Here is a 12,581-nt window from a genome sequence, read left to right on the forward strand (position 1 = left end):
GTGACAGATAAAGATCAGGTCAGGCTGGCGATAATGCTGCGCAGGCTGGCGATGCCATCGCCCTTCTCGGACGACGTCAGCACCAGCTCCGGGAAGGCGGCCGGGTGCTTGGACAGGGCGCCACGCACCTGGTTCAGGACACGCTCCCTGTCTGCCAGCTTCACCTTGTCGGCCTTGGTCAGGACGCATTGGAACGTCACCGCGGCGCTGTCCAGCAGCTTCATGATTTCTTCGTCGACAGCCTTCACACCATGACGCGCGTCGATCAGGACGAAGGCGCGGCGCAGGGTCTGACGGCCCTGCAGGTATTGCTTCAACAGGCGCTGCCACTTCTCGACCACCGAAAGCGGCGCATTGGCATAGCCATAGCCGGGAAGGTCGACCAGGTAACGCTCTTCGCCAAGGGTGAAGAAGTTGATTTCCTGCGTGCGACCCGGGGTGTTCGAGGCGCGGGCGATGCCCTTGCGCCCGGTCAGCGCATTGATCAGGCTGGACTTGCCGACGTTGGAGCGCCCGGCGAAGCAGACTTCGATGCGGTCGGCAGGAGGCAGGCCATCCATGGCGACAACGCCCTTCAGGAAGTCCACCGGACCGGCAAAGAGCTTGCGGCCGACCTCTGCCATATGCGGATCGGGTTCCTCGGCGAGGGGGAAGGGCAGACGTTCCATCAGATCACCTCCAGCGGGGCGTGGACGGTAATCGTGCCGCCCTTGAGGACCCTGGCCTTCACGCCAAAGTCGATGTGACCCCAGGTCCGGCGCAGCACCTGCAGGGTCTGCACGTCCTCTGCGCCGGTCTCGGGGTTGATCTGGGTGGCGCGGCAGCGGTCGATACGCTCGACCACCTCAAGCTCGACCTCACCGATACGCAGGCGGCGGCCGGGCCAGTCCAGCTCCTCCCAGGGTTCCAGGCCCTTGACCCAGAGGTTGCCCCGGAAACGGCGCGGATCCAGGTCTGACCCGCAGGCCTCGGAGAGCGCACCAAGCGAGGCGCGGCCGAGGATCGACAGGCAGGCGTAGGGCGCATCCGACATCCCCTCGTCGGGGGCCGCGATGAGCTGGCCGAGGGGCGGACGCTCCTCGGGCCAGAGCGGGCGCACCCAGTCGGCAAGGCGCGCGCCCTCGGTTGCGGGATCCACCTGGATCTCGCCGGCGCGGGGGTGCGACAGCGCGATGCGGCCATCCGGCAGCGTCTGCGCCGTGATCGCCATCAGCTCGGGGCCGTAACAGCCCCGGGCAAAGTTGCGGCAGCTCTGCCAGGCGCCCGTGTCGCGCGCCTCTCCGGTCAGCAGGGCCCAGGCCCGGTCACCCGGCAGCGGGCGACCGGCGGACAGGTCCACCTGGTCGAGAGGCTCGGCTCCGATCCCCTTGATCGGATGCCGCCAGATATGCGCGACGCGGCTCACTTACTTCTTCGCCTCGGCCTTCTTGCGCGAGAAGGACCCGCGGATATTGCCGAAGACGTCAGGCGTGTAGCCGTGGCTGCGCATGATCAGGTACTGCTGGCAGAAGGTGATCGTGTTGTTGGTGATCCAGTAGAGCACCAGGCCCGAGGCGAAGTTGCCGAGCATGAACATGAACACCCAGGGCATCCAGGCGAAGATCATCTGCTGCGCGGGATCGGCGGGCGCCGGATTGAGTTTCTGCTGCAGCCACATCGAGATACCCAGCAGGATCGGCAGGACGCCCAGGTTCAGGATCGCCAGGAAGCTTTCCGGCGGGAAGGCATCCCAGGGCAGGGCGCCGAACAGGTTGACGATCGAGGTCGGATCCGGCGCGGAAAGGTCGTGGATCCATCCGATCCAGGGCTGGTGACGCAGCTCCAGCGTGACGAAGATCACCTTGTAGAGCGAGAAGAAGATCGGGATCTGCAGCAGGATCGGCAGGCAGCCCGCGGCGGGGTTCACCTTTTCCTTCTTGTACAGCTCCATCATCTCTTTCTGCAGCTTCTGGCGATCGTCGCCGGCCTTGGCCTTCAGCTCTTCCATGCGGGGCTGCAGTTCCTTCATCTTCGCCATCGAGGCGTAGGACTTGTAGGCCAGCGGGAAGAGGATCGCCTTGAGGAAGATCGTCATCGCGATGATCGACCAGCCCATGTTGCCGATGAAGCTGTGCAGCCAGTGGATCAGCCAGAAGATCGGCTTGGTCAGGAAGAAGAACCAGCCCCAGTCGATCGAGTCGAAGAAGCGGGTGACGCCGGCATCCTCGTAATCCTTGATGGTCTCGCCTTCCTTGGCGCCGGCGAAGAGCTGGGTCGCCACTTCGACGGTCGCGCCGGGGGCGGCTTCGACGCCGGCCAGCACGGCTTCGGTCTGGTAGACATCGGGATCGGGGTAGTATTTCGCGGTCGAGCGGAAGGCGCGGTCGCCGGGGATCAGCGTCGCCATCCAGTAGTGCTCGGTGAAGCCGACCCAGCCGCTTTCGCTGACGTCGATGCGTTCGGCCGGGGCGCCTTCGCGGGGGTCGACGTCGAAGTCGACCATGTCGTCGTAGCCCTGTTCTTCCAGCTCGCCGTCGGACATGCGCACCAGGCCCTCGTGAACGACGAAGAAGTTCTGCAGGTCAGAGGGTTCGCCATGGCGGCGCAGCAGGCCGTAGGGGCGCAGGGCAATGGTGCTGTCAGCGGTGTTCTCGACCGACTGGGTGACCGTGAACATGAACTTGTCGTCGACGGCGTAGGTCTGGCGGAAGATCTGGCCGGCGCCGTTGTCCCAGGACAGGGTCACCGGGGTCTCGGGGGTGAGCACCTCGCCGCTGTCCAGCGACCAGAGGGTTTCGGCGTCGGGCACGGCCTCGATGTTGGTGCCGGCGACCCAGCCGTAGAGGGCGTAGTAGCCGCCGGGCTGACCCTGCGGACGGAACAGGGTCACGTCGGGCGAGCCCTCTTCCTGGGTGACCTTGTAGTCGGTGAGCTGCAGGTCGTCGATGCGACCACCGGCCAGCGAGATCGAGCCGGAGAGGCTGGGCGTGGCGATCTGCACGCGCGGAGCATCGGCGGCAGGGCCGGCGTCGATCAGCGGCTGGGCCGTTGCGGTCTCGGCAGCGCCGGCGGGGGACATTGCGCCCCCGGTGCCCTCGGACTGGCTCTGCGCGACGGGGTCATCCGTCGTCGGGGCCTGTTCCTGGGGCGGGAAGAGAAGGAACCATACAAGGACCACGATGAAGCTGAGCACCGTGGCCAGGATGAGGTTCTTGTTCTGATCGTCCATTGCGCTGCGCCACCTTTGGTCTTTGCAATACTTGGAATTCGGTCTTGGGGCGTTCAACCCGTCGCGGGGCCAAAGGTCAAGGGGCTATAGGGTCTTCGCCTCGGTTTGCAGGGAGGATCGCCAGGTCGTGATCCGGGGCGTGGGCCGGGGCAGACCCAGGCCCAGAGGCCTTGCCCCGGCCGCAGGGGGCGGTGTCGCGCCCCGGGGCTTCAGGGTGGCCGGCCGAGGTCGGACCCTCGGGAAACCCGGCGGTCCGGCGCAGGGGCCGGGGCGGCGGATCCCGGTTGCAGCGGAATGGCGCGTCCTGCCGCGCGTCCGCAGGGCGATCCCGGGACCGGGTGCTAGGCATGAGGGTCCGCTGCGCGCTTGGCTCATCCATGCGCCTGTTCCGCCCCGGTGCCCTGTCACATCCGGTCACCCGTCGCGACCCAAGGCCCGGCGCGGTCAGAGGATTCCGGTGCCGAAAGCCCGCCTTCGGGCGATGCCCTGTCCTGAGGCGAGGTCAGCCGGACCGGCGACCGAACTTCGGCGCTTCAATCAGCCCGTCGTGGTAGGCGCGGACCCATTCGAGAGTCTGTTCGAAGGGCATCGGGCGGGCGATCTCGAAGCCCTGCACGTGGTCACAGCCAAGCTGCGCCAGCATCGCATGTTCGCCGGGGGTCTCGACCCCTTCGGCGAGGGTCGTCAGGCCCAGCCGTTCCGCCATGGTCAGGATCGCGGCCACCATGCGCTGCTGTTCGATGTCGCGGTCGACCTTCATCACGAAGCTGCGGTCGATCTTCAGCCGTTCGACCGAGAAGCGGCGGATGGAGGAGATCGAGGCATGGCCGGTGCCGAAGTCGTCCAGGTCGATACGGCAACCCATCCGGGCCAACCCGTTGATATTTCGCGTGATCACGTCATCAGGAGAGCTTGCGACAACGGTTTCCAAGACCTCGACGGTCAGACGCGATGGGTCCAGCCCGTACCTGTCGAGCTGCCAGCGGACCTTTTCCACCAGCTGCGGGTTCAGCAGTTCATCCGTGGCGAAGTTCACCCCGATCTGAGGCACGGTCACACCGGCCTCGTCCCACCGTCGCAACGCGATGAGCGATTGTACCAGCATCTTGTCGCCAAGCCGTTCCATCAGGCCAGCCTGTTGCACCAGGGGCAGGAAATCCCCGGGCGGGATCATGCCGCGTTCGGGGTGGCACCAGCGCGCCAATGCCTCGAACCCCGTCACCAGACCCGTGTCGGTCGAGACCTGGGGCTGGAAGAAGGGCAGGATCTGGTTGTTGTCCAACGCGCGGGTCAGTTCGTCCGTGGACAGGGCGCCGCCCTGGCGGTGGCGCTGCATCTCGGTCGAGAAGGAGCGGATGGCCGAGGGGGCGAAGCGCGCCGCCTCGGCCAGGGCGGCCTGGGCGGCAGAAATCAGCGAGGCCCCTGTCGGCAACGGGCTGCGGGTGCCAAGGCAGAAGCCAATGGAGCAGGAGAGATAGACGGTCGTCGCATCCAGCGAGAGGGGATCCTCGACGGCGGATTGCAGGCGCGAGGCAAGCTGGATCGCCGCCTCGAGGTCCAGCAGTGTTACCGGGCCGATAGCGATGCCGTAGCTGGCCTCGCCCATCTTGCAGACCAGGTCGCCGTCGCGCAGCGCCCCGCGCAGCCGGTCGGCGATCCGGTGCTGGGCATCGTCGGCAGCGGAGGGGCCGTGACGATCGCGGAATGCCGGGAATTCATCGAGACGCAGCATGAAGCAGGCAGTCTTGCCACTGACGGGCTCTTGCCCCCGTAGCGCGTGGTCCAGCACCAGTTCGAGCGAATCCCGCAGCGGCAGCCCGGTCACCGCGTCGCGTGCGGTCGAGGGCGCGGCACGCTGCGAGACCTCGGCCCCCGCGAGGATGTAGAGCACCGGCAGCAGCAGCGCGCCGAGAACCAGCGCGGCCTCGCCGGCGATCCAGAAGCCGGTCAGGCAGATCGCGGGCAGGATCGCCGCGATCTGCGGACCGGCGAGGGCCCGGCGCATGCGACCCCGGACCCTCGCGTAATCGTACCCTTTGAAGCCCGGCATGGCGGTCATCCCAATCGTAACCGGGACGACGCTAGGCCCATAAGTTCAATAGCCGCTTAACGCAGGGAGGGAATCGAATCCTCTTCGCGCGGTTTCTCCCCCAGGGCGAGACCGGCGAAATCGAACAGCTTCGGGTCCAGAAGGTGCGAGGGGCGCGCATTCATCAGCGCCCGGAACATCACCTGCCGGCGTCCGGGAGAGTTACGCTCCCAGCCGTCGAGGATCTGTTTCACCTGCTGGCGCTGCAGCCCGTCCTGGCTGCCGCAGAGATCGCAGGGAATGATCGGGTAGTTCATCGCCTTGGCGAATTTCTCGCAGTCGACCTCGGCCACATGGGCCAGCGGGCGATAGAGGAACAGGTCGCCCTCTTCATTGACCAGCTTCGGCGGCATGGTGGCCAGCCGCCCGCCGTGGAAGAGGTTCATGAAAAAGGTCTCGAGGATGTCGTCGCGGTGGTGGCCCAGCACCAGGGCGGAACAGCCCTCTTCGCGGGCGATGCGGTAGAGGTTGCCGCGCCGCAGCCGCGAGCATAGGGCGCAGTAGGTGCGGCCCTGGGGCACCTTGTCCATGACGACGGAATAGGTGTCCTGGTACTCGATCCGGTGCGGGACGCCCATCTTTTCAAGGAATTCGGGCAGGACGGTCGCCGGGAAGCCGGGCTGACCCTGGTCGAGGTTGCAGGCCAGCAGATCGACCGGCAGCAGCCCGCGCCATTTCAGCTCGTGCAGGACGGCCAGCAGCGTGTAGCTGTCCTTGCCGCCCGAGAGGCAGACCAGCCAGCGCGCGCCGGGCTCGATCATGCCGTATTGCTCGACCGCCTCGCGGGTCTGGCGGACGATCCGCTTGCGCAGCTTCTTGAACTCCGTCGATTGCGGAGCACCGTGGAAAAGCGGGTGGATATCGTCACTGTCATCAAGCATGTCCCGCACATAGAGGAGGCGCGGAGATGCGGCAAGAGCCTTGCGGGGCAGGGCCCGGGCCCCCGAAGGGGCTCCGGCCGGCCGGGGCGCGACCCCGCAGCCGGCCGGAGCGGTTCACCGCATCAGCTCCACCAGGGGAGGAGCGGTTTGGGCGGGCCCGAGGCCGATGTCCCGGCGCAGATGCGCGCTGAGCTCGGCGGCGGGGATCTGGCGCAGCTTGCGCTTGCGCCCGGTCAGCAGCACGCCGAGGGCGGCGAGCAGGACGCGCCGGCTGCCATGGCGGCCGATGATGGCCTCCATCGCGGTGGTCAGGTCATTGAGCTGGACGCTTCGACCCGGGGTATCCAGGGGAAGGGCCAGGGGGCGGGTGGTCTGCATGGGTCTGTCCGGCCGCGGTGCGGTCCGGTCCTTTGCTGTTGAGGGGGTTTGACAGCCAGGGTCCGAACGTCGACGCGGCATCAGGCAGGCAGAACCTGTCCGGAGGCCGGTCACCGGGCAGGCGATACGCTGCGCGCAGGCCAGCCGAAGGGACGTTCGGAAGCATGGATGTCGGGTTGAAGACCAGGATGAACGGAGATCGGACCGGCTATCGCGCGGTCGTGTCCCCGAAGAGAGCGGCTTAGCCGGTGATACGGGCCAGTCGGTCTCGTCGTGCCACGGCGGGCTGGGCGTATGCGAATGCAGTCATCTTGCCCTCCCTTTCCTGGCTGTGGCGCGATGTCGCATCGCTAGCCGGTCGCGGCCGAGGCGCCAAGGTCAAATGTGCCGTACCGCGCTGTCGGGCGAAATTGCGGCCTATCGGCAACAGCGGCTCAGCGATCGCGGTGGCGGGGCGGGGGCACGTCATCGACCCCCATGCCGCCCCAGGGATGGCAGCGCGACACCCGGCGCAGCGACAGCCAGAACCCCCGCCAGGCGCCATGCTTGTCCAGCGCCTCGAGGATATAGGCCGAGCAGGTGGGGTCGTAGCGACAATTGTGCCCGACCCAGGGCGAGAAGATCAGCCGGTAGGCGCGGATCGGCAGGGCAAGGAGCCGGGCAGCGGGGCTCATCTGTCTTGCGGAGAGGTCTTGGACGGTGCCGTCTTTGACGGTTCGGGCCGTGATGAATCGGGCCTGGGCGCTCGCGGCGCGTGCATGCGCGTCAGGGCCTGCTCCAGGTCGGCCTTGAGCAGCTCGAAGGGACGGGCGGCGGTCTGGTCGGCGCGGCCGATCAGCACGTAGTCCCAGCCGGGCCGGCCGAGGTGCGGCAGCATCGCGCGGGCGGCCTCGCGCAGGCGGCGCTTGGCGCGGTTGCGGGCCACGGCATTGCCGACCTTCTTCGAGCAGGTGAAGCCCATGCGGATCTGGGCCGGGGCAGGGCCCTCGTCCTCGGCCCGTCGGCGGCCCTGCAGCATGAAGGAGCCGGCTGCCTGGCGGCGTGCCCGGGCGGCGGCCAGGAAATCCGACCGCTTGGCCAGGACGACCAGCGGCAAGGTCCCGTCCTGAGGGGGGGAAGCCTCCTGCACAGCGGAAGGCCCCTGCGAAGACGAAGAAGCCGCCGACGTTTCCGCCCGCGATGCCTTTTCGGCGGTTGCGGGTGGGACAGTCGGCGGCGTCATATCTTCAGACCTCTGGTCGCTGGTCCGGGGTCTAGCCCCGATCCGGGCGGCAGGCACGATGGCCGCCGCTCCGGGCGCGAATTATGCGCTCAGCGACTTCCGGCCGCGGGCGCGGCGGGCGTTGAGGATCTTGCGGCCGGCCTTGGTGGCCATGCGTGCGCGGAAACCGTGGCGCCGCTTGCGGACCAGGTTCGAAGGTTGGTAGGTGCGTTTCATCGCTCCGTCTCCGTTTCTATCCCGCGGTGGCGACCGGGGTTTCTGTTCACTCGCCACACCACCGGAGAAGCCGGACTGGCAGGGCTGCACGGGATGGATCCGGGAATCGGCTCCGGCCCGTGGATGTTCGAAGCCCGGTCTATAAGAAGGAGGGGGCGGCTTGTCAAACGCAAGTTGGCCTTCCGGCGGAGGTTCTTGGCGAAGGTCTCCATCTCTGCCGCCGAATGCCCCGGAACCTGGACCTTGCCCTGAGCCTTTTCACGCTTCGAGGCTTCGCTTTGCGGAGCGCGCACCCCCGCGGGCGCCCGACGCAGCGGCATGCCGCGGGGAACCCGCCGATGCGGCCGGCCGACGCGACCGGATGACTGTGCAATTGTCTTTCGGGCGCGTAAACTTACATCTGTGTGAACTCAACCCCCGCGCGGGCCGGCGCGGGATGGTAAGGAGGTGGCCGCCCCCATGCTGCGTTCCCTGTCAGGGCGTCTGCTGATCCTCACCGGGATCTTCGTGATCCTGGCCGAGCTGTTGATCCTCGTGCCCTCGGTGGCGCGTTTCCGCGAGGACTACCTGACCTCGCGTCTCGAACGTGCGCAGATCGCCTCGCTGGCGCAGCTGGCCGGCGACATGATCACCGAGGACCTCGAGCAGGAGCTGTTGCGCAACGCCGGGGTCTACAACGTGGTGCTGCTGCGCGATGAGGCCCGCCAGCTCGTGCTGTCCTCGCCCGTGCCCTCCGAGGTCGTCGACACCTACGACATGCGCGAGCCCTCGATGGCGCGACTGATCCACGAGGCCGTGCAGGCCCTGTTCACCCGCGAGGATCACGTGATCCGGGTGATCGGCAACCCGGTGCGCGAGGCCGGGCTGCTGATCGAGGTCACAATGCCCGCCGCGCCGCTGCGGGTCGCGATGGTGGATTACCTGCGTTACATGGTGCTGATCTCGACCCTGTTCTCCGTATCGACGGCGCTGCTGCTGTTCCTCGCGGTGCGCTACCTGATCCTGCGCCCGATGAAGCGGGTGATCGGGCTGATGCGCGCCTATGCCGAGGATCCCGAGGACAGCCGCCGGATCATCACCCCGAGCGCCTCGGTCTCGGATCTGCGCGAGGCCGAGGAGGCCCTGCGCGAACTCGAGACCCAGCTGACCGGCGCCCTGCGCCAGAAGGAGCGGCTGGCCCAGCTCGGCTCTGCCGTGGCCAAGATCAGCCACGACCTGCGCAATATCCTGACCTCGACCCAGCTCTTTGCCGACCGGCTGGAGGGCTCGCAGGATCCAACGGTGAAGCGGCTGGCGCCGAAGGTGGTGAATTCGGTCGCGCGGGCGGTGAACCTGTGCGAATCCACCCTGGCCTTCGGTCGGGCCGAGGAACCGGCGCCGCGCCTCTGCCTGGTGGCCCTGGCGGATGTGGTCGGCGACGTGATCGACGGCGAACGGCTGGCGCTGGGCAGCGAGAGCATCTCCTTCGCCGAGGATATCCCCGCCACCCTGCGCCTGCGCGCCGATCCCGAGCAGCTTTACCGCGTGCTGGGCAACCTCGTGCGCAACGCCCGCCAGGCGATCGAGGTGACCGGCACCGAGGGCGAGATCGCGGTGGCTGCCGAGGAAAGCGACAGCCACTGGCTCATCCGGGTCTCCGACACCGGCCCCGGCCTGCCACCCAAGGCGCAGGAGAATCTCTTCACCGCCTTCACCGGCGGCGCCCGCAAGGGCGGCAGCGGCCTGGGCCTGGCGATTGCCGCCGAACTGGTGCGCGGCCATGGCGGCACCATCGAGCTGGAGCGCACCGGCGCCAGCGGCACGGTCTTCGTGATTCGCTTGCCGAAGGAGATCGGGTTGCAGCCTTTGGCGGCACAGTAGCCCCTGGCGTCGCTGCCTTCGCTGGCCTGCCTTCGTTGGTCCGCCGTCACTGGTGGCCCGCCGTCACTGGTAGCCCGGTGATCCCTGCCGGGCTTGCCGTCGCGCACCACCGGGAAAACCCCGGACCGTCAGCCCTGCCGGTGGCCCGGACGCTCCCCCGGTGGCGCGAGGCGCGCTGCCGCATGCGTCGGCCTCGTACTCCCTGTGGCCCGGCCACCCCCGACTCACCCGCGTCAGAGACCTGATCAACCGGGGCGGGGGCTGCCCTCGACAGCGTCCTGGACCCGGTGGGGAGAGGCTGCCCCCGCCGCACTTGGCCACTATATTGAGCCCCTGCCCATTGGTCTCGGTCCTTTGGGTCCTGTTCAGCGCCCTCTGCCCGTTGTTTCCGGTCGGGTGGGCCCAGTCCGGTGCCTCCCCGTCGGGTTCCGGTTTATCCTTGGCCCGTTGGTCGCGCTGGTGTCCGCTACGCAAACTCGCTTCGGCTGCGGGCGCCTGTCTCTTCGTTCCGACGGGCCGAGACCTCCCGAGTCCATTCGTCCACCCCGGCAGCGACGCGTTTCGCCGAACCGCGCCCGTGCTTCCCTCTCCTGAGGCGGCGCCGCCCTGTCCAGGTGGTCTGTCCGTTGCCGTACCCGCCGCGCTGTACCGACGACCCCTCACCCGGGCCAGGCCGCATCACCGTTGTTTTCAACGCTCCGCCGGGAGGCCTCTTCAAGAGAGCGAAAGACCGTCACGAAATTTTCGATTTTGCGCTTGCATCCCCCTGACCCCCGGGCTACATCGCCCCCCACGACGCACCGGTAGCTCAGCTGGATAGAGTACTTGACTACGAATCAAGGGGTCGGGGGTTCGAATCCTCCCCGGTGCGCCATAAATCTCAATAACTTACCAGCTGGATCACTTGGGTCATAACCGAGTGTTGTGTTGAGGTTGTGTCAGGCGGTTCTGCCTGCGTTCCGAAGTTCGACCACCTTGGCGATGGAATCGCTTCTCCCTCGGATGTACCGATCAGTTGTGCTGACCTGGCTGTGGCCCGCGGCGTCACGCAAGATGAACGGGTCGAGCCCCAGCTTGCCGGCTTCGGTCAGGCCGCCGGAGCGGGTATCCATCATCTTCACCGTCTCAGGAATGCCGGCCGCCCGGCGGCACCGGATGAACGCCTCGGTCCAGCCGTTGCGCGTGTAGGGCATCTCCTTGCGCTCCCCGACGATGACCGGGCCGATCCGGCCGCGCGTCGAGAGCATGAAGAGCCGGCTGCGCAGCTCGGGCGCGTGGGTCAGGTCGAACCAGAGCGGTTCCGGCATCGACTTCGAGGTCTTCGAGATCGTCTTGCTGAAGCCGGTCAGCCCTTCATCGAACATGTCCCAGGTCAGGCCGTCCTGCCACCGCTCGAACTTCCGGGGCAGGTGGAGCTGCCGGCGGTTCCGGGCCAGCTCGCGCACCACGCCCCCTGCCTTCGGGTCGCACTCCAGCCAGTGACCACGCACGTCGACCGCGCGCAGGCAGAAGACCCATTGCAGCAGCAGGCCGGTGGCGAAGGCGAAGAGGCCCTGCTCGTCCGCCTGGTCCACGATCGCACGGATTTGCTCGCGGGTCGGGGCAGATGACTTCTTCGGCGGGGACTGGATCCGCATACCGGAGAGGATGCTTGCCACCTTCACCGCTGGCTCATGCTCGATCAGGGCGCCGTAGTTGGCGAGGATCCGAAGGTGCGTGAAGATCCGCTTGATGTAGCTGGCGGACCGGCCCTTGTCCCTCATGCCGTCCCGCAGATCGCAGAGGACGGTGTAGTTGGTGGCCGCGATCGAGACCTTGCCGATGGCGCCGTCTAGCTTGTCCATGAAGATCACGTAGCCCTGCCGGGTGTTCGCCTTGACGCCATGGATCGGGCTGTGCCGGTCGGTCTTGTAGCGGTGGATCAGCCAGCCCCAGGTGCCGACCTCGTGGGCGCTCATGTCGGCGCCGAAGAAGGCCAGCATCTCGCGGGTCAGCTCGCGGGCCTCGCGGGCCCGGACGAGATCCTGCCCGTCACCTTCTTCGCCGGTCAGGCGGACGGAGGTCTTGGGGTAGCCCATCTTGCGGAACTTGGCGGTGGGCTTCCAGTACCACCAGTTTCGGGATCTCACGGCGCCCGGGGCGTAGGACGGGTCCGAACCGTCCCACAGGGCTTCCTTGTAGGCCATGTGTTTCACTTTCACTGTGGAGCATCACGGGTTTCAGAGGGCGTCGAGATTGATGCTCGGCCTCTCGCCGCCAACGGTCACCTTATCCGAGTCGGAGACCCGGCGGCGTTTTTCGAGCCAAGCCCTGACATCGGCCTTCAGGTAGCGGCCGAGGAGGGGATCAGGCTCAGGGAAGCCCTCGGCCTCCAGGGCGGATCGCTTGTCGCGGAACGCGCGCGGGGACATGCCGAGGTGCTGTGCCGCCCAGGACGCGCTGCCACAGGCTGCTTCCTTGGTGAGGGTGTGGTCAGCCATCGGCAGGGCCCTCCTGCATGTCTTGCCCGAAGCGGGTTTCGGCCAGAAGATTGAGAAGACGGTCATACTGACTACGCGGCAGGCACAGGACCGGGCGCTGACCGGCGCCCAGCAGGTTCTCGGCCGTGGGGATGATCTGGACCTTTCCTGCTTGCGCTAGTGCGATCACGGCGGTCAGGAAGCGATCTTGGCCCGCCTGGATCTCGTCGGCGAACGCGCGAATTGCTTTGAGCTGATCATCCATCCC

Annotated in this window: 13 protein-coding genes and 1 tRNA gene; 2 read left to right on the plus strand and 12 right to left on the minus strand. The window is 67.3% G+C overall.

The window, feature by feature from the left end:
• Positions 1 to 14 precede the first annotated feature (14 nt).
• The 9 genes from yihA to rpmH all read right to left on the minus strand — a co-directional run bounded on the left by yihA (position 15) and on the right by rpmH (position 7,994).
• Positions 15 to 668 (minus strand): ribosome biogenesis GTP-binding protein YihA/YsxC, encoded by a 654-nt coding sequence (yihA, locus tag OS124_RS0101595; protein ID WP_010137526.1) that lies wholly within the window; start codon positions 666 to 668, stop codon positions 15 to 17.
• On the minus strand, positions 668 to 1,405 hold the full coding sequence (locus OS124_RS0101600) for an MOSC domain-containing protein (protein ID WP_010137528.1): 738 nt from the start codon (positions 1,403 to 1,405) through the stop codon (positions 668 to 670). Before OS124_RS0101600 ends, yihA begins: the two co-directional genes overlap by 1 nt.
• A complete protein-coding gene (yidC, locus tag OS124_RS0101605) occupies positions 1,406 to 3,208 on the minus strand; it encodes a membrane protein insertase YidC (protein ID WP_010137529.1) in 1,803 nt (600 codons plus the stop codon).
• 502 nt (positions 3,209 to 3,710) lie between these two features.
• Entirely contained in the window at positions 3,711 to 5,213 is a 1,503-nt protein-coding gene (locus OS124_RS0101610) for a putative bifunctional diguanylate cyclase/phosphodiesterase (RefSeq protein ID WP_138919384.1), read from the minus strand.
• Between the two features lie 101 nt (positions 5,214 to 5,314).
• On the minus strand, positions 5,315 to 6,178 hold the full coding sequence (ttcA, locus tag OS124_RS0101615) for a tRNA 2-thiocytidine(32) synthetase TtcA (RefSeq protein WP_010137532.1): 864 nt from the start codon (positions 6,176 to 6,178) through the stop codon (positions 5,315 to 5,317).
• 114 nt (positions 6,179 to 6,292) lie between these two features.
• Positions 6,293 to 6,556: a hypothetical protein gene (locus tag OS124_RS0101620; protein ID WP_010137533.1), complete on the minus strand. Its 264-nt coding sequence runs from the start codon at positions 6,554 to 6,556 to the stop codon at positions 6,293 to 6,295.
• A gap of 434 nt (positions 6,557 to 6,990) precedes the next feature.
• Entirely contained in the window at positions 6,991 to 7,230 is a 240-nt protein-coding gene (yidD, locus tag OS124_RS0101625) for a membrane protein insertion efficiency factor YidD (protein ID WP_010137534.1), read from the minus strand.
• Complete coding sequence (gene rnpA / locus OS124_RS0101630; RefSeq protein ID WP_083834503.1) at positions 7,227 to 7,778, minus strand: ribonuclease P protein component; 552 nt, start codon at positions 7,776 to 7,778, stop codon at positions 7,227 to 7,229. The genes yidD and rnpA overlap by 4 nt, the downstream gene beginning before the upstream one ends.
• Before the next feature lie 81 nt (positions 7,779 to 7,859).
• Positions 7,860 to 7,994: a 50S ribosomal protein L34 gene (gene rpmH, locus OS124_RS0101635; RefSeq protein WP_005980833.1), complete on the minus strand. Its 135-nt coding sequence runs from the start codon at positions 7,992 to 7,994 to the stop codon at positions 7,860 to 7,862.
• Between the two features lie 459 nt (positions 7,995 to 8,453).
• Here rpmH and OS124_RS0101640 point away from each other — a divergent pair, with 459 nt between their 5' ends.
• Both OS124_RS0101640 and OS124_RS0101645 read left to right on the plus strand, forming a co-directional pair.
• Positions 8,454 to 9,854 carry a sensor histidine kinase gene (locus tag OS124_RS0101640; RefSeq protein WP_010137544.1) on the plus strand — a complete coding sequence of 467 codons (1,401 nt, stop codon included), beginning with the start codon at positions 8,454 to 8,456 and terminating at the stop codon, positions 9,852 to 9,854.
• Positions 9,855 to 10,651: 797 nt separating this feature from the next.
• A tRNA-Arg gene (locus OS124_RS0101645) sits at positions 10,652 to 10,728 on the plus strand.
• Between the two features lie 64 nt (positions 10,729 to 10,792).
• On the opposite strand, the gene OS124_RS0101650 is transcribed toward OS124_RS0101645, so the two are convergent.
• Genes OS124_RS0101650 through OS124_RS23345 form a run of 3 tightly spaced genes read right to left on the minus strand, consistent with a single transcriptional unit; the run spans position 10,793 to position 12,578 of the window.
• On the minus strand, positions 10,793 to 12,040 hold the full coding sequence (locus tag OS124_RS0101650) for a hypothetical protein (RefSeq protein WP_010137545.1): 1,248 nt from the start codon (positions 12,038 to 12,040) through the stop codon (positions 10,793 to 10,795).
• A 33-nt stretch (positions 12,041 to 12,073) separates the two neighbouring features.
• Entirely contained in the window at positions 12,074 to 12,334 is a 261-nt protein-coding gene (locus OS124_RS0101655; RefSeq protein ID WP_010137546.1) for a hypothetical protein, read from the minus strand.
• Positions 12,327 to 12,578, minus strand: coding sequence for a hypothetical protein (locus tag OS124_RS23345; protein WP_010137547.1), 252 nt, complete (start codon positions 12,576 to 12,578; stop codon positions 12,327 to 12,329). Before OS124_RS23345 ends, OS124_RS0101655 begins: the two co-directional genes overlap by 8 nt.
• Positions 12,579 to 12,581: the final 3 nt, after the last annotated feature.

Origin of the sequence: Oceanicola sp. S124 (assembly GCF_000220565.1) — a bacterium.
In the GTDB taxonomy this organism is placed as follows: domain Bacteria; phylum Pseudomonadota; class Alphaproteobacteria; order Rhodobacterales; family Rhodobacteraceae; genus Pseudooceanicola.

Coding starts and splice junctions, on each gene's coding strand:
- OS124_RS0101610 (WP_138919384.1), bottom strand. CDS start 5,213: ATGCGCCGGGCCCTCGCCGGTCCGCAGATCGCGGCGATCCTGCCCGCG.
- OS124_RS23345 (WP_010137547.1), bottom strand. CDS start 12,578: ATGGATGATCAGCTCAAAGCAATTCGCGCGTTCGCCGACGAGATCCAG.
- yidD (WP_010137534.1), bottom strand. CDS start 7,230: ATGAGCCCCGCTGCCCGGCTCCTTGCCCTGCCGATCCGCGCCTACCGG.
- rpmH (WP_005980833.1), bottom strand. CDS start 7,994: ATGAAACGCACCTACCAACCTTCGAACCTGGTCCGCAAGCGGCGCCAC.
- rnpA (WP_083834503.1), bottom strand. CDS start 7,778: ATGACGCCGCCGACTGTCCCACCCGCAACCGCCGAAAAGGCATCGCGG.
- yidC (WP_010137529.1), bottom strand. CDS start 3,208: ATGGACGATCAGAACAAGAACCTCATCCTGGCCACGGTGCTCAGCTTC.
- ttcA (WP_010137532.1), bottom strand. CDS start 6,178: ATGCTTGATGACAGTGACGATATCCACCCGCTTTTCCACGGTGCTCCG.
- OS124_RS0101655 (WP_010137546.1), bottom strand. CDS start 12,334: ATGGCTGACCACACCCTCACCAAGGAAGCAGCCTGTGGCAGCGCGTCC.
- OS124_RS0101620 (WP_010137533.1), bottom strand. CDS start 6,556: ATGCAGACCACCCGCCCCCTGGCCCTTCCCCTGGATACCCCGGGTCGA.
- OS124_RS0101640 (WP_010137544.1), top strand. CDS start 8,454: ATGCTGCGTTCCCTGTCAGGGCGTCTGCTGATCCTCACCGGGATCTTC.
- yihA (WP_010137526.1), bottom strand. CDS start 668: ATGGAACGTCTGCCCTTCCCCCTCGCCGAGGAACCCGATCCGCATATG.
- OS124_RS0101650 (WP_010137545.1), bottom strand. CDS start 12,040: ATGGCCTACAAGGAAGCCCTGTGGGACGGTTCGGACCCGTCCTACGCC.